Below are 21314 nucleotides of genomic sequence, written 5' to 3'. Positions count from 1 at the left end.
GGCTCCGAGATCCCGTCCATGGTCGAACCCGCCTGGGTGGCGCCGACGATCGCCGTGCTGGGCATCGTGCTCGACATCGCGATCCGGGTGTTCGCGATCGTCTACGTGCCGATCAACAGGCGGCCGCAGACGGCCACCGCGTGGTTGCTCGCGATCTTCCTGATCCCGTACGTCGGGTTCGTCCTCTTCCTGTTGATCGGCAGCACCAAGTTGCCCGCGCGGCGTCGTAAGAAGCAGAGCGAGATCAACAAGTACATCATCGAGACGACCGAGGGCATGGAGCGCGTCAAGCGCGACCACCCGTGGCCCGCCTGGCTCGACTCCGTGGTCGAACTCAACCGCACGCTCGGTGCCATGCCCCTGGTCGGCGGCAACACCGGTGAGATGCACACCGACTACGACGAGTCCATGGCCGCCATGGTCGAGGCGGTCGACGGGGCGCACCGCTACGTCCACGCCGAGTTCTACATCACGAGCCTCGACCGCACGACGGAGCCGTTCTTCCTCGCACTCGAGAACGCCCGTCGACGGGGCGTCACGGTCCGTGTGCTGATGGACCACATCGCCAGTCGGGGGTACCCGGGTTATCGCAAGGCGCGCCGACGGCTGGACGCGATGGGCGTGCAGTGGCAGCTCATGCTGCCCGTGCTCCCGTTGCGGGGCAAGTACCAACGGCCCGATCTGCGCAACCACCGCAAGCTGCTCGTGATCGACGGTCGGGTGGCCTTCACGGGCTCGCAGAACATGGTCGACAGGAGCTACCAGAAGCGCAAGAACAAGCGACGCGGCCTCGAGTGGAAGGACTTCATGGTCCGATTCGAGGGGCCCATCGTCGCCGGCATCAACGCCCTGTTCGTCACGGACTGGTACAGCGAGACCGACGAGCTGCTGCTCCGCGAGACCGACCCCGTGCACACGGCCGACCGGCTCGAGACGATCGACTGCCAGGTCGTGCCGAGTGGGCCGGGTTTCGACGGCGAGAACAACCTGCGGCTGTTCAACTCCCTGCTGTACAGCGCGCAGGAGCGCATCATCATCACGAGCCCCTACTTCGTGCCCGACGAGTCGATGCTCTACGCCGTCACGACGGCGGCCCAGCGGGGGCTCGAGGTGCAGCTCTTCGTCAGCGAGATCGGCGACCAGCCGGTGGTGTACCACGCGCAGCGCTCCTACTACGAGGCCCTGCTGCGGTCGGGGGTCCGCATCTTCCTCTACCGCTCGCCGACGGTGTTGCACGCCAAGCACTTCTCGATCGACGACGAGGTCGCCGTCATCGGCTCGAGCAACATGGACATGCGGTCCTTCAGCCTCAACCTCGAGATCTCGGTCATGGTGCGCGGCCGCGAGTTCGTCGACCGGCTGCGCGAGGTCGAGCAGACGTACCGCGACTCGAGCCGCGAACTGTTCCTCGACGACTGGCTCGTGCGCCCCTTCCGCTCGAAGGTGCTCGACAACGTCGCCCGCCTCACCTCCGCCGTCCAGTAGCCGCGCGCCCCCGCCCCCCGCCCCCTCTGCCCCGTGTGCAAATCGCGACAGTTGCGCGTCGACACGCCGGCAGATCTTGATTCGGCGTGGTGCGAGGCCGAGAAATGTCGGGTTTGGCGCGGTGCGCCAACTGGGTGAGGTCGGGTTCGGCCCGCCCCGGTGGGCGGGCCGGGTCGGGTCCGGACTGCCTCGGCCGAGACGAGAGGGGTCGACCGGGCTAACGCCCCAGGGTCATTCGGACGGCCTGGCGAACCGCTGGCCAATCGAACAACACCTGCGGGTACGTGACCTCGAGGACGACGAAGCCGAGGCCGGTGATGTGGACGATCCGTTCACGGTCTCGGTTGTAGTGAGCAGGCGAGGAATGGTGTTCCTTGCTCACGCATTCGAGCACGAACCAGCCGTCGATCAACAGATCGACGCGGGTGTGATCGTCGACCCACACCTGAGGTTCGGCGCGGATGCCGTCACGAGCGAGAAGGAGGCGCGCCATGGACTCGGTCCCGGACTCGGCCCTCGGGTCGATCATGGTCACGAGTCCCTGAGCTGAGCGTCGCGTCGCCAAGAGGCGTGAGACCTCGTCGAGGTCGGGCCGCTGCAACGGGGCCAGCCGGAGGGCGGAGTCGACGATGGCTGCCGCGTGCTCAGCTGGTTCGTGGAGGAACGCCTGGGCCGCCGCCCTGCTCGGGGACGCCATCAGTCGTTCCGTGCGGCGATCGAACCGCGACAGGTCACGAAGGACGAGCACGTCGGATCGCTCCGGGTCGAGCCGTTCCCCGGCGTCGTCCGGGTCCCGGAGATCGCGGGCGTTGTGCGGAACGGAGACGACCAGGCGTGGAGTCGGGGGAACCCAAGCGCCTCGATGCGCGAGCGACGAGGCTCCCGACAGCGCGCCTCCTACCCGCGCCGCCCGGACGACGTCGGTCGGCAGATCGACGAGTCCGTAGAGTCCATGACGGATGCGGACGATCTCACCGGCGGCCCACGACGACTCCACCTGGCGCCGGGACAGGCCGGCGGCAAGCAGTTGACGACGGTGGGCGACGGAGCCGAGCCGTCTCACGGTGGCGGGGACGATGGCGGTCATCTGCAGAGCCTTCTGGCCGCCGGGAGGGCAGACGTCTCGACCACTGCGGCCTGGGGAGGACGAAGACCTCCGACCCGCTGTGGGCGAGACGAACCGCCGCGCGCCTCGTCGCCGACCGATCGGGGGCCGAACCCGACTACTGGACCCGCCCACAGCGTGCCGAATCCGACCACTGGTCCACGGGACCGCCTGTCGAATCACGGAATGGCGGCGTGTCGGTGGCCGGTTGTCGCGATTTGCACAGCGGCGAGGGGAGGGCGGGCAGGGGAGGGGCGAGGGGGAGTGGTCGTGAGGGGGCTCGGAAGGCTGTATATTTGTCGGGCGCCTCCGGTCGGTGATCACACGGGCTGGGCGTGCATGGCAAGTTACCCAAGCGGCCAAAGGGATCTGACTGTAAATCAGCCGGCGTAGCCTTCGGGGGTTCGAATCCCTCACTTGCCACGGTTGCCCCTCAAGAACGGACTCGCTCGTCGAGTCCGTTCTTGCGTTACCGGGCGCCTCACCCCCAGGAGGACCCGTGCCCGTCACCCCGACCCCCGCCGAGTTGCTCGAGATCGCCGTCGTCGTCGCGCGTGAGGCTGCCGAGCTGGCGGCCCGTCGCCGATCCGAGGGGGTCGAGGTCGCCGAGACCAAGAGCAGCGCTGTCGACGTCGTGACGTACACCGACCGAGAGGTCGAGGAGCACGTCCGGAGTCGTCTGGCCGAGCTGCGTCCCGGCGACGGCTTCTTCGGTGAAGAGGGAGAAGCCGACGACTCGACCACGGGTCTCACCTGGGTCGTCGACCCCATCGACGGCACCGTCAACTTCCTCTACGGCATCCCGCAGTGGGCCGTGAGCATCGCCGTCGTCGAGGGCGGCCCCGATCCGCTCACCTGGCGCGCCCTCGCGGCGGTCGTCGCCAACCCGACGTCGGGCGAGACCTTCACGGCGTCGGTCGGCGGCGGTGCGTGGCTGGACGGGCGTCGTCTCGGGGTCAACGCTCCGGCGTCCCTCGAGTTGTCCCTCCTCGCGACCGGGTTCTCCTACGACGCCGCCCGCCGTGTCGAGCACGCGGAGGCGCTGGTCCGGGTGGTCGGGCGCGTCCGTGACCTGAGGCGCCTGGGGGCGGCGTCGCTCGACCTCTGCGCCGTCGCGGCGGGGCGTGTCGACGCCTACGTCGAGCGGGGGCTCAAGCCGTGGGACCACGCGGCGGGTGCGCTCGTTGCCGCCGAGGCAGGCGCCGTCGTCCGAGGTGAACTCGGTGAGGCACCCAGCGATTCGCTGACCTTCGTGGCGGCTCCCAGCATCGCCCACGACCTCGCCGCGCTCATCGTCGAGGCCGGCATCTGACGGGAACGCCCTCGTCGCGCAAGCGTCGCGGCGCGTTGTCATACTGTGTGTCAACGATACATATCCACGTTGACACCCGAACACGGGTAGCCATTCGTTCACCGACCGGCTACCCTGGTGAGGTCGTTACTGATCCGTGATCATCGCGTGATGCATCCCCTCGGCGACCTCCTCATCCGAAGGTCCGCCCCGAGGCCGCGCCACGATCACCAGTGACGGCCGTGAAGACGACGGTGCACCCACCGTCCGATCCCGATCACCCCGAGGACCCATCACACGTGACGAAGTACCAGCAGATCGCCGAGCCCGACGGCGACGGAACCCCGTCGCGTCGCGCCACCGACGACCTCCCGGGCACCGGTTCGCTGAGCGTCGCTCCGACCGTCCCCGTTGTGGCCGACGCCCCCGTCTACCTCACCCGCCGTGAAGCCCGCGAGGCCGAGCGCCGCGCCGCCCAGGTCGCCGTGACGACGAGCCCCGCAGTGGCGAAGGCCCCTGCCGCGCCGACTCCTCCGGTCGCCGTCGTCGAGCCCGCGCTCGTCGCCGAGGCCCCGACGTCGACGGCTCCGACAGCGGCGTCCGAGCCCGTCTCGCCGAGGCGTGCCGCGCGGCTCGCCGCCGAGTCCGGCACCCGTCCCGCTGCCGCCGGACGCACCGAGGCGGCCCGCACCCAGCGCCCAGCCGCTCGCCGCGAGGCACCCGTCCGCGCCCCCCGCACCGCCGGGGCCACCTTCCGTCGCAACACCAAGCGCGTGACCGTCGTCGGAGCCATGCTCTTCGCCGGGTCGATGCTCGTGGCCACCTCGGTGCCCGCCAACGCCTTCTTCGTCGACACCCCCACGCAGACGGCCGCCAAGAAGGCCGCCGACTCGCAGAGCTACACGGCGGCCGCGCCCTCGGCAGGCGGTACGGCCGGCATCTCGCGTGACGGCTACTCGGTCACCGAGATGAAGGCGGTCTCCGAGTACGCCTCGACGAGTGCCAGCACATTCTCCAACGACGTCAACGGCACGGTGCAGTGGCCGTTCCAAACGGGTGTGCCGATCAGCAGCGGCTTCGGCGCGCGTCAGGTCGCCAACTGCGGTTTCTGCTCGACGTTCCACCAGGGTCTCGACTTCGTCCCCGGTGCCGGCTCGCCGATCCAGTCGATCGCCGACGGCGTCGTCAGCAAGGTCGACGGTCCCTCCGGTGCCCTGGGCAACAACGTGTGGATCGACCACGTCGTCAACGGCCAGAAGGTCACCAGCGTCTACGCGCACATGCAGACCGGTTCCGTCGAGGTCCGCGAGGGCGAGACCGTCACGGTCGGCACCATCATCGGAAAGGTCGGCAGCACGGGCAACAGCACCGGGGCCCACCTGCACTTCGAGATCGTGATCGGCGGCGTGCCCGTCGACCCGTATCCCTGGCTCCAGGCCAACACGAACTGAGCCCCTGGCCTCCGCCATCGCGGTGCGCACGAGAAGAGCCCCACCTGGTAGCCAGGTGGGGCTCTTCCGTCGTCTCGTGCCTACGACGTGGTCGCGAGCCACACCGTCGCGTTGGGCGGCAGGGCCGGCCCGTCGACGACCATGGTGGCCAGCAGGACCTCGGCCACGGGCAACTCGACGGGGACGTCGCCCATGTTGGTCACGACGGTGACGCCCTGGCTGCGGAACGCGACCACGTCGGGCCCGAAGCCGTCGAGCCAGGTCAGCGTGCCCGCACCGAGCTCGTGGTCGGCCCGGAGGCGCAGTGCCCGCGTGTAGAGCTCGAGCGTGGAGCCGGCCACGCCCCGCTGCTCGTCGCGGGCGTACGTCGACCAGTCGGCGGGCTGGGGCAACCAGGAGGCGCCGGTCGCGTTGAACCCGAAGGCCGGCTCGGTCGCGGACCAGGGCAGCGGCACGCGGCAGCCGTCCCGGCCGTAGCGCTCCCCGTCGGTGCGGAACCACGTGGGGTCCTGCCGGGACTCGTCGGGCAGGTCGATCGCCTCGGGCAGGCCGAGCTCTTCGCCCTGGTAGACGTAGGCGCTGCCGGGAAGGGCCAGCATGAGCGCCGACGCGGCTCTGGCCCTGGCCAGCCCGAGCTCGGGGACGGGAAGCCCCTCGCTCTTCGGTCCGATGCCGTACCCCTGCGGGTTGTCAGCCGTAAGGGCGAGCCGGCTGGCGTGCCGGACGACGTCGTGGTTGCTCAGCACCCAGGTGCTCGGGGCCCCGACGCTCGAGAAGGTCTGGATCGACGCGTCGACGACCTGACGGACGGCCGGGGCCGACCACCCGGTCTCGAGGTAGGCGAAGTTGAAGGCCTGGTGCATCTCGTCGGGGCGCACCCAGTCGGCGAGACGCGAGAGCGGTTCGACCCAGGCCTCGGCGACGAGCACCCGGTCGCCCGGGTACTCGGCGAGGACCGTGTTCCACTCACGGTAGATCTCGTGCACGCCCTCCTGGCCCCAGTACGGCGGGGGAGCGGAGTCGCCCTGACCGCCGCCCATGCTGCCGGAGTCGGCGGGAGGCGTGTAGTCGGGCAGGCCCTCGGCCTTGACCATGCCGTGCGCGACGTCGACCCGGAATCCGTCGACGCCGCGGTCGAGCCAGAAACGCAGGACGTCGACGAACTCGTCGCGCACGCGGCGGTTCGTCCAGTCGAGGTCGGGTTGTGACGAGTCGAACAGGTGCAGGTACCACTGACCCGGTCGGCCGTCGGCCTCGGTCACGCGGGACCAGGCCGGGCCGCCGAAGATCGACTGCCAGTTGTTCGGCGGCAGGTCGCCGTCGGGGCCGCGGCCGTCACGGAACAGGTAGCGGCCGCGGGCGGTCGAACCCGGCGCCGACGCGAGGGCCTCGCGGAACCACGCGTGGTCGCTCGAGGTGTGGTTCGGCACGACGTCGACGATCACGCGCAGGCCCAGCTCGGTGGCCCGGGCGCGGAGGGCGTCGAAGTCGTCCAGGGTGCCGAACAGCGGGTCGACGTCGCGGTAGTCGGCCACGTCGTAGCCCGCGTCGCGCTGGGGCGAGGTGTAGAACGGCGACAGCCAGACGGCGTCGACGCCGAGCTCGCCGAGGGCGTCGAGGCGTGACGTGATGCCGGGGAGGTCGCCGACGCCGTCGCCGTCGCCGTCGGCGAACGACCGCGGATACACCTGGTAGATGACGGCGGTTCGCCACCATTCTCCGCCCTGGTCGGCGGTCGTCGAGGTGCCCTCGAGCGGGGCGGTCGGGGTCAGCGTGTCGGTCTCGGCCGGTTCTCGTGTGGACATGCGGCCACGATACGGCAGGCCCCCCACGCGGCATCGGCTACGGTCGTGGTCAGAGCACCCGGGGCGCGAGCTCCGGGGCACGAGCACCTGCGACACGATTGGCACGATCCTGAACCCTGCGACCGACCTCGTGACGGCCGACCTGCCCGCCGGCACCCGGCCGTTCCCGCTCGCGCTCGGGACCAACGTCTTCGGCTGGACGGTCGGCGCCCCCACCGCCCTCGAGGTGCTCGACCTCTTCGCCGACGACGGCGGTCGCGTCGTCGACACGGCCGACGTCTACTCGGCGTGGCTGCCGGGCAACTCCGGGGGCGAGTCCGAGGCGATCATCGGTCGCTGGCTCGCCCGACCGGGCAACCGCGACCGGGTCGTGCTGAGCACGAAGTGCGGGCAGCACCCCGACGCCCCCGGCCTGTCGCGCGCCAGCATCCGCGCGGCCGTCGAGGCGTCGCTGCGCCGTCTGCGCACCGACCACGTCGACTTCTACTTCACGCACTTCGACGACGACGAGACGCCGCTCGACGAGACCGTGGGCGCGCTCAGCGAGCTCGTCGACGAGGGCAAGATCCTCTGCGCCGGGGCGTCCAACTACACCGGTGCGCGCCTCCGGCAGGCCCTCGCGATCGCCGACCGCGACGGACTGCACCCGTTCCGGTTGGTGCAGGTCGCGTACAACCTGGTGCGTCGCGGAGAGTACGAGAGCGACGTCGCGGCGATCGTCGACCACTACGACCTCGCCGTCCTGCCGCATTCGTCCCTGGCGAGCGGGTTCCTGACGGGCAAGTACCGTCACGAGGTCGGTCGCGGGGACTCCCCCCGGGGCAGCCGGGCCCTCAGCTACATCACCCCGCAGAACCAGGGCACCCTCGAGGTCGTCGTCGAGATCGCCGAGCGGCTCGACGTCCAACCGGGGGCCGTCGCCGTGGCCTGGCTGGCGTCACGCGACAACGTCATCGGCGCACTCGGCAGCGCCCGCACCCCCCGGCAGCTCGAGGGCCTGCTCGACGCCGCCCGGGTCGAACTGACCGAGGGCGATCTGGCGTCACTCGAGGCCGTCTCGCGTCCGCTCGACTGACGCTCGTCCGACCCACGGTCTCAGCGGCCGGCGCCGTCCGGCGCACCCGTGCTCCCGGTGACGGGTCCCAACGACACGATCGTCCCCGTGCTCGGGTCCCAGCGCCTCAACCGCGACAGCACGACCGTCCGGGTCGACGGGGCGTCGGCGTCCGCGAGGGCGTCGACGGCACGGGCCACCTGGTCGGGCGTCAGGCGCGACGCGAGCGTGACGTGAGGGGTCCACCGACCGGGGGTGGTGTGCGGGACGTCCCCCGCGCCTCCCAGGCTCTCGTGCACGCGGGCGTGGAGGTCCAGCAGCTCGCCGGTCACGACCACCGGCCGCACCAGCACGAGTCCGCGCGGAGGCGTGCCGAACAGCAGCAGCCCGCCGAGTTCGGCCGGCAGCGGCAGCGCCGCCGACAGGGGCAGGAGGCGCGGGTCGGCTGCCGGGTCGATGCCGGGTCGTGCCACCAGGGTGACGTGCGGCGCGTTCGACGTCCCCGCGTGGTCGCCCTGCGACGGGAGACCCGCCGCGGACAACACGCGCCATTCGTCACGGACGGCCTCGTCGGAGGCCGGGTCGAGCAGGAGTTCGAGGCTGTGCACCCGTCGATCCTGCCCCGGACGCGCCTCGCCGGGCCGGGTCGGCACGTGGCGTCAGCACCCCGTTCGCTCTGCTACCCTTGTCTGGTGCCAATCGGCAGCGGCCTGGGTCGCTCGTCTGGTGGTCACGCCCCGATAGCTCAGTGGTAGAGCACTTCCATGGTAAGGAAGGGGTCGTCAGTTCAATCCTGACTCGGGGCTCTGGCTGTCTCGGTCCCGTCCCGGTGTGATGCCGGCAGGGCCCGCAGCTTGCGGCGGGGTAGCTCAGTTGGTTAGAGCACACGGCTCATAATCGTGGTGTCGCGGGTTCAAGTCCCGCCCTCGCTACCGCAGGCCCGGATCTCTCACGAGTTCGGGCCTTCGTCGTCGGTGCGCCGCGCCCAGGCGCCGGGCCTACGATGAGGCATGGCCGTGAGCATCCGCAGCATCGGCACCGCGGTGCCGCCGACCATCATCCGACAAGATGACGTCCGCGAGATCTTCGCCACCCAGCCCGGCCTCGGCCGCCTCGGGCAGCGCATCGTCGGCGCCGCGTTCGGCGCCTCGGCCATCGAGACCCGGCACACCGTCGTCGACGAGCTCGACCGGCGACCGCGCGAGGGCGAGCCGACGTTCTACGACGCCGCGTCGAACGAGATCCTCCGCCCCGGCACGGGCGCGCGCAACCAGGTCTACGTGGACCGGTCGCCCGAGCTCTTCCTCGACGCCGCTCGGGCCGCCCTCGCGGGGGCGCCCGACCTCGGCCCCGACGACGTCACGCACGTGATCAGCGTCTCGTGCACCGGCTTCTTCGCGCCCGGGCCCGACTACCTGCTCGTGCGGGGTCTCGGGCTGTCACCGTCGACCCGTCGCCACCACCTCGGCTTCATGGGCTGCTACGGCGCCTTCCCGGCCCTCGCCGCGGCACGGGACTTCTGCCTCGCCGACTCGGAGGCGGTCGTGCTCGTCGTCTGCGCCGAACTCTGCACGCTGCACCTGCGCAGTTCCGACGACCCCGACTCGATCGTCGCCTCGTCCGTGTTCGCCGACGGCGCGGCCGCGGCGGTGGTGACCGCCCGCCCGGCGCCGTCGGGTTCCGTCGTGCTCGACCTCGACGTGCTCGAGACGGTGCTCACCCCGGTCGGCGAGACCGACATGGCGTGGACGATCGGCGACCTGGGCTTCGACATGGTGCTCAGCAGCTACGTGCCGCAGATCATCGAGCTGCACATCGACTCGGCCCTGGCGCCGCTCTTCGAGGCAGGCGGCGTCGACGTCGGCGACGTCGACCTCTGGGCCGTCCATCCGGGCGGGCGCAGCATCCTCGACCGGGTGCAGCAGCAGCTCGGGTTGACGGACGCCCACCTGGCGCCCTCGCGCGACGTCCTGCGCGACTACGGCAACATGTCCAGCGCGACCGTCCTGTTCATCCTCGCCGAGCTGCTGGCCGGGCCCGCCGCCCCGTCGCAGCGCGTGGGCGCCATGGCGTTCGGCCCCGGGCTGACCGTCGAGACCGCGCTGATGACGCGACGCACGGTCTCGTGAGCGCGACCCGCGCCTCCTCGGCTCCGTCGATCGCGGTGCGGCCGCCCTGGTGGCCCGACCTCTCGCGACGCGGCGTCGAGCTCGTCGAGCTGATGGACGACCCGGGCTGCGACCTCGGGCTGCTCGACGCCACCTACCGAGCCTTCCCCGTCGTGAACGGTCTCGTCGCGGGATGGCGTCGGGTGTACCTCCGCCGCCTGCGCCCGGTGTTGTCCGCCGAGAAGGTGACGCGGCTGCTCGACCTCGGGTCCGGCGGCGGCGACCTGGCCCGTGCCCTGGCCGGCTGGGCCCGCCGCGACGGCCTCGCTCTCGAGGTCGTGGCCGTCGACCCCGACGACCGAGCCCACGCCTTCGCCGTGTCTCGCCCCGTCCCGGCCGGGGTCGAGTTCCGGCGGGCGTCGAGCACCGAGCTCGTCGCAGCGGGCGAGACCTTCGACGTGGTCGTCTCGAACCACGTGCTGCACCACCTCGACGACGACGCCCGGGCGGCCGTGCTCGACGACAGCGTCCGTCTGGCCACCCGTCTCGTGTTGCACGCCGACATCGAGCGGGCCCGCGGGGCGTACCTCGCCTACCGGGCCGCGACCTGGCCGTGGCGGAGGCGGTCGTTCGTCCACGTCGACGGACTGCTGTCCATCCGGCGCAGCTTCACCCCCGGCGAGTTGGTCGACGTGGCTCCCCACGGCTGGCGCGTCGTCCGGCAGTGGCCCTACCGTCTGATGCTCGTCCGCGAGACCGGCGCCGACGCCCCCGGAGGTGCCGACCGTGCGGACGCATGACGTCCTGATCGTCGGTGGCGGACCCGTCGGGGTGATGCTCGCCGTCGCGCTGGCGGATCGCGGCCTCGACGCCGTCGTCTGGGAGGCGCGGGTCGACGACCCGGCGCACTCTCGCGCCCTCGGCGTGCATCCGCCCTCGATCGACCTGTTCGACCGGCTCGGCCTCGCGGACGAGCTGCTCGCCGGCGCCGTCCGCATCCGCAAGGGGATCGCCCGGAGCGGCACCCGGACGGTGGGCGTCGTGCCGTTCGACCGGGCGTCGTCCCGGTGGCCGTTCGTCGCCGCCGTGCCGCAGGACCGCACCGAGGCCGTGCTGCGGAGGGGGCTCGCCGCGCGGCGGGACGACGCCTTGCGCCGGGGCGTGCGGTTCGTCGGGCTCGAGCAACGCGACGAGGACGTCGTCGTCCGGGGGGTCGACGACGAGGGCCCGGTGGTCGTCGCCGCCCGGTTCGTCGTCGGGGCCGACGGCACGCGCAGCGCCGTCCGCGCCGCCCTGGGCGTCGACACCAGGGCCCGGGACCTGCCCGACCGCTACGTCATGGGCGATTTCGCCGACACGACCGGCCACGGCCCCGACGCGGTGATCCACCTCGAGCGCACCGGGGTCGTCGAGTCGTTCCCGTTGCCCGCGGGTCGGCGACGGTTCGTGGTCCACGCCGGGTCGGTGCACGGGTCGACCGCCTCGGTCACCGCGGACGACGTCGCGCGGCTGGTGTCGGATCGCACCGGGTCGCCCGTCGACCCGACGACCTCGACCATGACGAGCGCGTTCGGCGTCCGCCGCCGGCTGGCCATCCGGACGGTCGTCGGCCGCGTCGTGCTGATCGGTGATGCGGCCCACGAGATCAGCCCCATCGGCGGCCAGGGCATGAACCTCGGCTGGCTCGACGGAGACGCGCTCGAGACCGTGATCGCCGCGGCGGTGAAGCGGAGGGGAGGGCGGCTGCTCGAGCCGACGACGTTCGCCCGCTTCGAGGGCGGCCGCGCCCGCGCCGCCGTCCGCGCCGCCCGTCAGGCCGAGTGGAACACCGCCCTCGGTCGACCCGCCGGCGGGGGCACGGCGCGGGCCCGCGACCTGGCGCTCGGGGCCGTGCTGCGGGCCCCGAGCAGGCACGTCCTCGCGTCGGTCTACGCGATGCGCTGGGCCTGACGCGTCCGGGCCCTGCCCACCCCTGCCGCTGCCCTGCCCACCCCTGCCGCTGCCCTGCCCACCCCTGCCGTTGCCTGTCCGCCGCGGCGCGTGGGTCTCAGGCGACGATCGTGCCGCCGCTGAGGGCGAGCTGCACCACGAGCAGCACGGCCGCGACCATGATCAGCCGGAAGAGGGTCCGGTCGACGCGTCCCGCGAGCACGAGGCGCACGCCGACGACGGCGATGCCGAGGGTCACGACGGTGCCGACCACCGCAGCCGTGAGGCCCGGCGTCGACGAGTCGCCGCCCAGCTGGCCCGAGAGCAGCAGGACGGCCGCAACGGCCAGGGCCGCGAAGGCGGTGATTCCCGACACCGTGCGTCCGAGGCGGTGCGGCAGCCCCGCGATGCCGGTGCGCGCGTCGTCGTCGAGATCGGGCAGCACGTTGGTGAAGTGGATCGCGACGCCGAAGACGGCTCCGACGGCCACGGCCCAGGCGGCGGGCGGCGCGGGCGGGGCCGCGGCGAGGGTGGCGACGGCGGGCAGCAGGCCGAAGCTGACGACGAACGGCACCACCGAGACCGGTGTGCGTTTCAGACCGAGGTCGTACGCCCACCCCGAGGCCACGAGCACGAGGTGCGCCGTGCCGGCGGCCGGCCCCAACGCGTACGACGGCACGAGCATCAGGACTCCGCAGACCACCGCGGCGGTGCGGACGGCCGACACGCTCACGCGGCCCTGGGCGACCGGCTTGTCGGTGCGCCCCACGGCGCGGTCGCGTCCGGCGTCGAGCCAGTCGTTGGCGAAGCCGATCGAGGCCTGACCCAGCAGCACCGCGAGGGCGAGCACCACGAGACGTCCGAGGGGCAGCCCCGAGGAGGCGCCCAGCACGACCGCGAGGAGGGTCACCACGAGCGTCGGCCCCGGGTGCGTCGACCCCAGCAGGGCGGCGGTCCACGAGGCCGGTCCGTCGCGGCGTCCGGAGCCGACGGCGGAGACCGGGGGCTCGGGGGAGGTCATCCGCTCACCCTAGACGGGCGGAGCCCGTCGGCCCCGGACACGGTCGGACCCGGACCCGGACTCGGCCCAGGCCCCGGACCCGGACTCGGCCCCGGACCCGGACTAGGCCCCGGACCCGGACCCGGACTCGGCCCCGGACCCGGTCTCGGTCTCGGACGACCATGGTCGGACCCGGGCGGCAGGTCCGACGACGCGAAGAGGTGCACCCGAGTCGGGGGAGGACTCGGATGCACCCCGTCGCACCCTCGGCGCTCGAGGTGCAGGTGGATCAGTACCGGCACGCGCCAGAGGAGGGTGCCCACGTCGAGTTACCATCCCAGACGTGACTGGAGTGTACGACTGCGCGGGGAGGATCGGAAGAGGCCCGGGACCGTCTTTCGTGCAACGGCCCGGGCCTCGGCGGACGGTGGGGCGTCAGGCCCCCCGGCCGGTCTTCTGCTGGAGGCGGTCGATGTGCTCGCTGGCCTCGGCCTTGGTCATGTCCGCGGGCAGCTCTTCGCCGGCCTCGCGGGCGAGGGTGTCGAGGTAGCTCTTCTGCGGGCCGGTGATGGGCTCGTCGCCCGTGACCCAGTCGTCGGGGTCTTTCGAGGCGGTGCTGCCGGCGTCGGGGCGGGCCCCGCCGAGGGTCTCGCCGTGTGCGGGGTTCGAGTTCTCTTCGCGGGCCGTGGCGGCCTGGTCGGTCTGCTCGGTGCTCGTCGTGTCGGTGGTCGTCGTCTCGTCGGACTCGGCCGCTGCCGGGTCGACGGGGGTGATGTCGGGGTCGATGTTCGCGTCGCTCATGCCGTGACCGTACGCCGTGCCCCCGACACCGGGCCGGGCGTCGTACCCCGCTGGTTAGACTCGACCGCGTGTCCGTGAACCCTGATCTGCAAGGGCGGGTCTTCCCGCCGGCCCCGCCCTACCTCGTGGGCCGCGAGAAGGTGCGCGAGTTCGCCCGTGCCACCGGCTCGACGAGCCCCCTGTCGCTCGACGTCGAGGCGGCCCGCGCGGCCGGCCACGGCGACCTCGTCGCCCCGCCAACCTTCGCCGTCGTCGTGCAAGAGGCCACCCTCGCCCAGTTGCTCGCCGAACCCGACGCCGGCATCGACTTCTCCCGCGTCGTCCACGGCGAGCAGCGCTTCTCGCTCTCGCGTCCGATCGTCGCGGGCGACGAGCTCACGGCGACCCTGACCGTCACGAGCGTCAAGACGCTGGGCGGCAACGCGATGGTCACGGCGTCCTCCGACATGCGCGACGTCGAGGGGCGACACGTCGTCACCGCGGTGTCGACGCTCGTCGTCCGCGCCGACGACGAGGCCGCCGCATGAGCGCCCTCGAGGTCGGCCAGGTCGTGGCCGAAAAGACCTACCCCCTGACGCGCGACTCGCTGGTGCGGTACGCCGGGGCGTCGGGCGACTTCAACCCGATCCACTACCGCGACGACGTGGCGGCCGAGGTCGGTCTGCCCGGCGTCCTGGCCCACGGCATGCTCACGATGGGCATCGCCGTCCAGCCGGTCGTCGAATGGCTCGAGGGCGCGGGCGACGACGCCGGCGTGCTCGGCTGGGTGTCGGACTACCAGGTGCGCTTCACGCGTCCCGTCGTGGTCGACCCGACCGCCGGGGCCGAGATCGTCGTCGTCGCGAAGGTGGGCAAGCTCGACGACGAGGCCGGCACGGCGCGCATCGACCTGACCGTCACCTCCGGCGGCCAGACGGTGCTGGGCAAGGCCCAGGTCGTGGTGACGCTGGCGTGACGACCTTCGCCGAGCTCACGACGATGCAGGTGGGCGGCGAGCCCGCCCGCCTCGTCGAGGCGACGACGACCGACGAGCTCCTGGCGGCCGTCCGTGAGGCGTCGCTCGGCGACGACCCCTGGTTCGTCCTGGGCGGCGGCTCGAACACGGTCGCCTCCGACGAACCGTTCGACGGCACGGTCGTCCGCGTGGCCACGCGCGGTGTCGAGCGCGTCGACTCCGACGACGACCGCGTCCACCTGCGCGTCGCCGCCGGCGAGCCCTGGGACGACCTCGTCGCGTACACGGTCGAGCAGGGCTGGTCGGGGCTCGAGGCGCTGAGCGGCATCCCCGGCTCGACGGGCGCCTCGCCGATCCAGAACATCGGTGCCTACGGCCAAGAGGTCGCCTCGACGCTCGTGGCCGTCGACTTCCTCGACGACGACTCCGGTGAGTTCGTCCGCATCCCCGCGGCCAACCTCGACCTCGGCTATCGCACGAGCGTCTTCAAGCAGGGCCGCCGGGGCGTCGTCACGGCGGTCGAATTCGCCCTGACGGACCACGGAGGCGCGAGCGAGCAGGTCGCGTACCCGCAGCTCGCGAAGGCCCTCGGCGTCGAACTCGGGGCCCGGGTGTCGGTGGCCGACGTGCGGTCAAGCGTGCTGGCCCTGCGGGCCGCCAAGGGCATGGTGCTCGACCCCGACGACCGTGACACCGCGTCCAGCGGCTCGTTCTTCACGAACCCGATCGTGTCGCGGGCCGACGCGTCGAGCCTGCCCGCCGACGCACCGCGGTGGCCGACCGGCCCCGAACCCGAGCGTCGGGTCGTGCCGCTCGGCGAGGAGCCGGCGGCCCCGGCACCCCGGGCGCCCGCCGAGGTCAAGCTCAGCGCGGCCTGGCTGATCGAGCACGCCGGAATCGCCAAGGGCTTTCGACTGCCCGGCTCTCGAGCCGCCGTCTCGTCCAAGCACACCCTGGCCCTGACCAACCGTGGCGGCGCCACGGGCGACGAGGTCGCCGAGCTCGCCCGCTACGTGCAACAGCGCGTCCAGTCCGAGTTCGGCGTGCTGCTGCACCCCGAGCCCGTGCTCCTCGGCCTGTCGCTCTAGGGACGAGGCCGCGCGCGGCAGGTCGGCCAGGCGCCACGTCGGCCGCGCGTCCCGTCAGCCGCGCGGCAGGTGGCCGAGCTCGAGGGCCAGCGTCACGGCGCGCGTCCGGTCGTTGACGCCGAGCTTCTCGAACACGTGCAGCAGGTGCGTCTTGACCGTCGCCTCGCCGACGAAGAGCCGACGTCCGATCTCGCGGTTCGAGCACCCCTCGGCCACGAGGGCGAGCACCTCGGTCTCGCGGGGACTCAGCGGACTCACGCGCGTCGCGGGCTCACCGCCGGTGCGCGCCCGGCCGACGAGTCGGGCCGCCATCGCAGGGGCGAGGGCCACCTGCCCCGCGGCCACGGCTCGGAGACCCGCCACCAGCTCGTCCTCGGGTGAGGCCTTGAGCAGGTAACCGCTCGCTCCCACCTCGATCGCCCGCAGGATGCTGTCGTCGGACTCGTAGGTGGTGAGCACGACGACGCGGGTGGACGGGCGTCGCGCCAGGACGGCCTCGGTCGCCTCGACCCCGTCGAGGCCCGGCATGCGGAGGTCCATCACGATCAGGTCGGGCTCGAGCGACTCGGCCAGGGCGACGGCCTCGTGGCCGTCGCTCGCCTGTCCGACCACGACGAAGTCGTCCGTCGTCGCGAGGAGCGCGGCGATGCCCTGGCGCACGATCGGGTGGTCGTCCGCCACGAGGGTGCGGTGGATTGGCGACTCCGTCGGCGACGTCCCGTCGACGGTCGGCGTCGCGCCGTCGTGCGCGGGCCCGGCGGCGGGACCGGTGCCGGTCACGGGGTCGTCACCGCCGCCCGGGGCACCTGCGCGGTGACGGTCGTTCCGTCGCCACCGGACGAGATGTCGAGCCGACCGCCCGAGAGGTGGAGCCGCTCGCGCAGACCGTCCAGGCCGAAACCGGTCGAGGCGACCGTCGGGTCGAACCCGCGGCCGTCGTCGGCGACGACCAGCGCCACCGTCCCGGCCGTGGCCGTGAGCGTGACCCGCGCGGCGGTCGAGGCACTGTGCTTGCGGACGTTGGCCAGCGCCTCCTGGGTGCAGCGCACCAGCACGACCTGCAGGTCGCGGGGCAGCTCGACCTCGGCGGCGTCGACCGTCACGTCGATGCCGCTCTCGCGCTCGAACCGCTGGCCGAGGCGCCGCAGGGCCGCCGCGACGTCCGTGCCGGCCGGGCCGGAGGACGCGGTCGCCGCGACGAGGGTGCGGGCCTCGGTGAGGGCCTCGCGGGCGGCGGTCTCGATCACGTCGAGCCGTTCGCGGGTCGTCGTCAGGTCGCCGGCCGCGAGGGCGCCCCGGGTCTGTTGGGCGAGCATGACGACCCCGGTCAGGCTCTGCGCGATCGTGTCGTGGATCTCGCGCGCCAGCCGTTCGCGTTCGGCGCTCGTGCCGGCGTCACGGTGGCGGGCGGCGAGTTCGGCCTGCGCCTCGCGCAGCTCGTCGAGCAGGCGGCCGCGCTCGGCCCCGACGCGGGCGATCGTGGTGATCCACAGCCCGAGCGCGATGCTGAACACCAGCGAGAGGCCCTCGCTGGTGGCGGCCGTCGCGAGCGCCTCGGCCGACCAGCCGAGGCTGACGACGAACCCGACCGAGACGGCGACGCACAGGCAGACGTTGGCGACGATCGCGGACCGGGTGCCGGGCAGCAGGGTCCAGATCAGCGGCATGAGGAAGGCCTGCACGACCGCGAGCTCAGGGGTGGCGGCGACGGCGAGGCCACCCACGGCCACGATGGCGGCCACCGCCGCGACGGCCGGGAGCGACAGGAGGTCGTCGTCGCGACGGACTACGGGCCGGGCGAGGACGAACCACACGAGCGCCAGCAGGCCGACGGCGACGAACGACGCCGTCACCCGTCCGCTCGACGAGGCCGTGGCGAGCACGACCATCACGACGACGGTGACCGCCAGGCCGGCGTCCCACCAGCGCATCGAGATCGCGGTGCCCGACCGGGCGGATACCCCGGTCTCGGCCCGGTCGCCGGTGTCGTCCATGTCGCTCACGCTAGCGGCAGGCGCCGGTCGTCGGGACCGAGGCCGGTCGGCGGGGATCGGTGCCCGTCCACGGGTCACGTGTCCTTCCTGATCCAGCGGAAGGTCAGCAGTGAGGCGACGGCGCCGGCGACGAGCCAGACCGCCAGCCAGAGGGCGACGCCGGGCAGGTCCCACGAGCCGCCGGTCTCGGCGGCCGAGAACGTGTCGGGCAGGAACACGCTGCGCATGCCCTGCGCCAGCCATTTCAGCGGGAAGACCGAGGCAACCGACTGCAGCCAGTCGGGCAGCTGGGTGAACGGCAGGTAGACACCCGAGATGAACTGCAGCACCAGCGTGATCGGGACGATCACGGCCGTGGCGCTCTTGCCGCTGCGGGGCACGCGCGAGAGGGCGATGCCGACCAGTGCAGAGGTCGCGATGCCGAGCAGGTAGACCCAGGCGAGCGTCAGCCACGACCCGGCGTCGGTCGGCAACGGCACGCCGAAGACCACGCGCGCGACCAGCACGAGCAACGCCACCTGGAGCAGGCTCGTGACGAGCACCTGACCGAACTTGCCCACGAAGTACGACCCGACCGGCAGGGGAGTCCCCGAGAGCCGCTTCAGGGTGCCGTCGCCGCGCTCGAGGGCGATGTCGACGGCGAGGTTCTGCACGCCCGAGAGCAGGATGCCGGCCGCGATCATGCCCGGAAGGTAGAACGCGGCGGCCCCCACCTCGGAGCCGTCCGGCCGGGTGCCGAACGATCCCGACGCGCTGAAGGCCGTCGAGAAGATCGCGAGCATCACCACCGGGAACAGGAACGTGAAGAAGACGGTGTCGCCGGCCCGGAAGTACCCCCGGACCTCGTACCGGGTGCGGCTCAGGCCGAGCGCGAGGGTCCTCACGAGATCACCCCGGATGAGGAGGCGCGGTGCCCGTCCCCGGCGCCCGTCGCGCCGGGGCTCCCGTCCGCGGCCCGCTCGGCGGTCGCGACCAGCCCGAGGTACACGTCCTCCAGCGACGGCCGGATCACCTCGAGCGAGCGGGGTTCGCCTCCGCGGGCGTGCAGGTCGGCGACCAGGGCGCCCGGTTCGGTGGTGCGGACGTCGTGTCGTCCGTGCTCGTCGACCCAGGTGACGTGAGGCGTGCGCGCCTCCTCGTCCCCGAGCTCGTCGGGTCGCCCCTGGGCGACGAGCCGGCCCTGGGCGATCACCGCGACGCGGTCGCTCAACTGGGCCGCCTCGTCGAGGTAGTGCGTGGTGAGGACGATGCTCGTGCCGTCGTCCGACAGCGACCGGATCAGCTGCCAGAACTGTCGCCGGGCCTCGGGGTCGAAGCCCGTGGTCGGCTCGTCGAGGAAGAGCAGCTCGGGACCACCCACGACACCCAGCGCCACGTCGACGCGGCGCCGCTGCCCACCGGACAACGACCGGATGCGGGCGCCCGCCTTCGCCTCGAGGCCGACCGCCGAGATGACCTCGTCGACGTCGCGCGGGTTCGGGTAGAAGCCCGCGAAGTGGGCGATCTGCTCGCGCACCGTGGCCGTCCCCTGTTCGCCGGACGTCTGCAGAACGATGCCCAGGCGTGCCTTCCAGTCGAGACCACCGTGCTGCGGGTCGGCGCCCAGGACCGACACGTCGCCGCCGGACCGGTCGCGGTAGCCCTCGAGGATCTCGATGGTGGTCGACTTGCCGGCACCGTTGGGGCCGAGCAGGCCGAGGGTCTCGCCTGCGGCCACCTCGAACGAGAGGCCGTGCAGGGCGGTGGCGGTGCCGTAGGTCTTGGTGAGCTCGTGCACTCGCACGACGGGATCGGGGGTCATGGCTCCAGCGTGCGCCGTGGCGGCCCCGCGCACCAGGCCCGACCGGTCGAGGCCGGGTCCACCAATCGGTGGACCCGGCCTCGGGGTGGTGCGGGAGGGGTCAGGCGAACAGGCGCTGCAGGCGACGGACACCCTCGAGCAGCTCGTCGTCGCCGAGCGCGTACGACAGGCGGAGGTATCCGCTGGGGCCGAAGGCCTCGCCGGGCACGGTGGCGACGTCGGCCTGTTCGAGGATGAGGTCGGCCAGCTCGAGCGACGTGGTGGGCGTCACTCCGCCCCACTCGCGACCGAGCAGGCCCTGCACGTCGGGGTAGACGTAGAAGGCGCCCTCGGGAGTCGGGGTGACGACGCCGTCGATCCGGTTGAGCTCGCGCACGATCGTGCCGCGGCGGGCGTCGAAGGCGACGCGCATGGCCTCGACCTCGTCCTGTGGGCCGGTGAGCGCCGCCAGGGCCGCGCGCTGCGACACGTTCGAGACGTTCGAGGTGAGGTGCGACTGGAGGTTCGCGGCACCCTTGATCACGTCGGTCGGGCCGATCATCCAGCCGACCCGCCACCCGGTCATGGCGTAGGTCTTGGCGACGCCGTTGACGAGGATCGCCTGGTCGGCCAGTTCAGGCACGGCCTCGGTGATCGAGGTGGCCGTCACGCCGTCGTAGGTGAGGTTCTGGTAGATCTCGTCGGTGATCACCCAGACGCCGGCCTCGAGGGCCCATCGACCGATCGCCTCGACCTCGTCGGGCGAGTAGACCGCGCCGGTCGGGTTCGACGGCGAGCAGAACAGCAACACCTTGGTGCGCTCGGTGCGGGCGGCCTCGAGCTGGTCGACGGTGACCTTGTAGCCCTGGTCGGCACCGGCGAAGACCTCGACGGTCACGCCGCCGGCCAGGGCGATGGCCTCGGGGTAGGTCGTCCAGTAGGGCGCGGGCAGGAGGGCCTCGTCGCCGTCGTCGAGCAGCGCCTGGAAGGCCTGGTAGACGGCCTGCTTGCCACCGTTCGTGACGATCACCTGCGACGTCGACACCGTGGTGCCGCTGTCGCGGAGGGTCTTCTCGACGATCGCCTCGCGCAGCTCGAGCAGGCCGGCCGCCGCCGAGTAGCGGTGGTTGCGTGGGTCGCGAGCGGCGACGACGGCCGCCTCGACGATGTGGTCGGGCGTGGGGAAGTTGGGCTCGCCCGGGCCGTAGCTGATGATCGGTCGGCCCTGGGCCAGCAGGGACTTGGCCTTCGCGTCGACGGCCAACGTGGCCGATTCGGCGATCGACGAGATACGGGACGAGAGACGGCGCACGGTCGGGGTCACGCGGGTCAGCCTAGCGGGGGCGCCACCGGCCGGACAGGGCCGGTCCGGGCAGGGGCGCCGGGTGCGGCACGGCCCGGCTTTGCACGCGCCCGCCGCTTCGCCTACACTTGACGAGGCGATCGAATGCGCCAAGCTTCAGCGCGC

At 72.4% G+C, this 21314-nt stretch carries 19 protein-coding genes, 3 tRNA genes and 1 pseudogene; 13 read left to right on the top strand and 10 right to left on the bottom strand.

Translation table 11 applies throughout. From position 1 onward, the window contains the following. The first annotated feature begins 18 nt into the window (after positions 1-18). Positions 19-1485, top strand: coding sequence for a cardiolipin synthase (gene cls, locus SJY14_RS13285; protein ID WP_396599109.1), 1467 nt, complete (start codon positions 19-21; stop codon positions 1483-1485). A 217-nt stretch (positions 1486-1702) separates the two neighbouring features. On the opposite strand, the gene SJY14_RS13280 is transcribed toward cls, so the two are convergent. Continuing rightward, complete coding sequence (locus SJY14_RS13280; RefSeq protein WP_396599108.1) at positions 1703-2572, bottom strand: type IV toxin-antitoxin system AbiEi family antitoxin domain-containing protein; 870 nt, start codon at positions 2570-2572, stop codon at positions 1703-1705. A gap of 359 nt (positions 2573-2931) precedes the next feature. On the opposite strand from SJY14_RS13280, the gene SJY14_RS13275 reads away from it, so the two are divergent. The 3 genes from SJY14_RS13275 (at position 2932) to SJY14_RS13265 (ending at position 5332) form a co-directional block, all read left to right on the top strand. After that, positions 2932-3013: transfer RNA gene (locus SJY14_RS13275), tRNA-Tyr, on the top strand. 76 nt (positions 3014-3089) lie between these two features. After that, a complete protein-coding gene (locus SJY14_RS13270; RefSeq protein WP_071255208.1) occupies positions 3090-3902 on the top strand; it encodes an inositol monophosphatase family protein in 813 nt (270 codons plus the stop codon). Between the two features lie 278 nt (positions 3903-4180). After that, complete coding sequence (locus tag SJY14_RS13265) at positions 4181-5332, top strand: peptidoglycan DD-metalloendopeptidase family protein (protein WP_396599107.1); 1152 nt, start codon at positions 4181-4183, stop codon at positions 5330-5332. Between the two features lie 80 nt (positions 5333-5412). Here SJY14_RS13265 and SJY14_RS13260 read toward each other — a convergent pair whose 3' ends face one another. Continuing rightward, positions 5413-7137, bottom strand: a complete 1725-nt coding sequence (locus tag SJY14_RS13260) for a glycoside hydrolase family 13 protein (RefSeq protein WP_396599106.1) — start codon at positions 7135-7137, stop codon at positions 5413-5415. A gap of 130 nt (positions 7138-7267) precedes the next feature. Between SJY14_RS13260 and SJY14_RS13255 the strand changes: the two genes are divergently transcribed. After that, complete coding sequence (locus tag SJY14_RS13255; RefSeq protein ID WP_071255211.1) at positions 7268-8212, top strand: aldo/keto reductase; 945 nt, start codon at positions 7268-7270, stop codon at positions 8210-8212. Positions 8213-8232: 20 nt separating this feature from the next. Here the strand turns inward: SJY14_RS13255 and SJY14_RS13250 are convergent, their stop codons facing one another. Then, positions 8233-8799 carry a 2'-5' RNA ligase family protein gene (locus SJY14_RS13250; RefSeq protein ID WP_396599105.1) on the bottom strand — a complete coding sequence of 189 codons (567 nt, stop codon included), beginning with the start codon at positions 8797-8799 and terminating at the stop codon, positions 8233-8235. 126 nt (positions 8800-8925) lie between these two features. On the opposite strand from SJY14_RS13250, the gene SJY14_RS13245 reads away from it, so the two are divergent. The 5 genes from SJY14_RS13245 to SJY14_RS13225 all read left to right on the top strand — a co-directional run bounded on the left by SJY14_RS13245 (position 8926) and on the right by SJY14_RS13225 (position 12249). Beyond that, positions 8926-8997: transfer RNA gene (locus SJY14_RS13245), tRNA-Thr, on the top strand. A gap of 52 nt (positions 8998-9049) precedes the next feature. Beyond that, positions 9050-9123, top strand: a tRNA-Met gene (locus tag SJY14_RS13240). Between the two features lie 78 nt (positions 9124-9201). Beyond that, complete coding sequence (locus SJY14_RS13235; RefSeq protein ID WP_396599104.1) at positions 9202-10320, top strand: type III polyketide synthase; 1119 nt, start codon at positions 9202-9204, stop codon at positions 10318-10320. Further along, positions 10317-11099: a class I SAM-dependent methyltransferase gene (locus SJY14_RS13230; RefSeq protein WP_396599103.1), complete on the top strand. Its 783-nt coding sequence runs from the start codon at positions 10317-10319 to the stop codon at positions 11097-11099. Before SJY14_RS13235 ends, SJY14_RS13230 begins: the two co-directional genes overlap by 4 nt. Next, a complete protein-coding gene (locus tag SJY14_RS13225; RefSeq protein WP_396599102.1) occupies positions 11086-12249 on the top strand; it encodes an FAD-dependent oxidoreductase in 1164 nt (387 codons plus the stop codon). Before SJY14_RS13230 ends, SJY14_RS13225 begins: the two co-directional genes overlap by 14 nt. Before the next feature lie 97 nt (positions 12250-12346). On the opposite strand, the gene SJY14_RS13220 is transcribed toward SJY14_RS13225, so the two are convergent. Beyond that, positions 12347-13249, bottom strand: coding sequence for a UbiA family prenyltransferase (locus tag SJY14_RS13220; protein WP_396599101.1), 903 nt, complete (start codon positions 13247-13249; stop codon positions 12347-12349). 414 nt (positions 13250-13663) lie between these two features. Further along, positions 13664-13879 (bottom strand): annotated as a pseudogene (locus SJY14_RS13215) (DUF3072 domain-containing protein); the annotation flags it as partial. A gap of 218 nt (positions 13880-14097) precedes the next feature. Here SJY14_RS13215 and SJY14_RS13210 point away from each other — a divergent pair. Genes SJY14_RS13210 through SJY14_RS13200 form a run of 3 tightly spaced genes read left to right on the top strand, consistent with a single transcriptional unit; the run spans position 14098 to position 16072 of the window. Then, positions 14098-14556, top strand: a complete 459-nt coding sequence (locus SJY14_RS13210; protein ID WP_043592955.1) for a MaoC family dehydratase N-terminal domain-containing protein — start codon at positions 14098-14100, stop codon at positions 14554-14556. Then, entirely contained in the window at positions 14553-14984 is a 432-nt protein-coding gene (locus SJY14_RS13205; RefSeq protein WP_396599100.1) for a MaoC family dehydratase, read from the top strand. Before SJY14_RS13210 ends, SJY14_RS13205 begins: the two co-directional genes overlap by 4 nt. Then, positions 14981-16072 carry a UDP-N-acetylmuramate dehydrogenase gene (locus tag SJY14_RS13200; protein WP_396599099.1) on the top strand — a complete coding sequence of 364 codons (1092 nt, stop codon included), beginning with the start codon at positions 14981-14983 and terminating at the stop codon, positions 16070-16072. Before SJY14_RS13205 ends, SJY14_RS13200 begins: the two co-directional genes overlap by 4 nt. A gap of 54 nt (positions 16073-16126) precedes the next feature. On the opposite strand, the gene SJY14_RS13195 is transcribed toward SJY14_RS13200, so the two are convergent. The 5 genes from SJY14_RS13195 to SJY14_RS13175 form a co-directional block, all read right to left on the bottom strand. Then, entirely contained in the window at positions 16127-16768 is a 642-nt protein-coding gene (locus SJY14_RS13195; protein ID WP_396600279.1) for a response regulator, read from the bottom strand. Between the two features lie 80 nt (positions 16769-16848). Further along, entirely contained in the window at positions 16849-18066 is a 1218-nt protein-coding gene (locus SJY14_RS13190; RefSeq protein WP_396599098.1) for a sensor histidine kinase, read from the bottom strand. A gap of 74 nt (positions 18067-18140) precedes the next feature. Beyond that, positions 18141-18950, bottom strand: coding sequence for an ABC transporter permease (locus SJY14_RS13185; protein WP_071255217.1), 810 nt, complete (start codon positions 18948-18950; stop codon positions 18141-18143). Then, positions 18947-19867 carry an ABC transporter ATP-binding protein gene (locus SJY14_RS13180; RefSeq protein ID WP_396599097.1) on the bottom strand — a complete coding sequence of 307 codons (921 nt, stop codon included), beginning with the start codon at positions 19865-19867 and terminating at the stop codon, positions 18947-18949. The genes SJY14_RS13185 and SJY14_RS13180 overlap by 4 nt, the downstream gene beginning before the upstream one ends. 100 nt (positions 19868-19967) lie before the next feature. After that, positions 19968-21170 (bottom strand): pyridoxal phosphate-dependent aminotransferase, encoded by a 1203-nt coding sequence (locus SJY14_RS13175; RefSeq protein ID WP_396599096.1) that lies wholly within the window; start codon positions 21168-21170, stop codon positions 19968-19970. Positions 21171-21314 lie beyond the last annotated feature (144 nt).

This window comes from Frigoribacterium sp. R86507, assembly GCF_044597695.1.
Classification (GTDB): domain Bacteria; phylum Actinomycetota; class Actinomycetes; order Actinomycetales; family Microbacteriaceae; genus Frigoribacterium.
This window is presented reverse-complemented; position numbering and strand designations above follow the sequence as displayed.

Coding starts and splice junctions, on each gene's coding strand:
- SJY14_RS13235 (WP_396599104.1), top strand. CDS start 9,202: ATGGCCGTGAGCATCCGCAGCATCGGCACCGCGGTGCCGCCGACCATC.
- SJY14_RS13205 (WP_396599100.1), top strand. CDS start 14,553: ATGAGCGCCCTCGAGGTCGGCCAGGTCGTGGCCGAAAAGACCTACCCC.
- SJY14_RS13260 (WP_396599106.1), bottom strand. CDS start 7,137: ATGTCCACACGAGAACCGGCCGAGACCGACACGCTGACCCCGACCGCC.
- SJY14_RS13190 (WP_396599098.1), bottom strand. CDS start 18,066: ATGGACGACACCGGCGACCGGGCCGAGACCGGGGTATCCGCCCGGTCG.
- cls (WP_396599109.1), top strand. CDS start 19: ATGGTCGAACCCGCCTGGGTGGCGCCGACGATCGCCGTGCTGGGCATC.
- SJY14_RS13180 (WP_396599097.1), bottom strand. CDS start 19,867: ATGACCCCCGATCCCGTCGTGCGAGTGCACGAGCTCACCAAGACCTAC.
- SJY14_RS13220 (WP_396599101.1), bottom strand. CDS start 13,249: ATGACCTCCCCCGAGCCCCCGGTCTCCGCCGTCGGCTCCGGACGCCGC.
- SJY14_RS13280 (WP_396599108.1), bottom strand. CDS start 2,572: ATGACCGCCATCGTCCCCGCCACCGTGAGACGGCTCGGCTCCGTCGCC.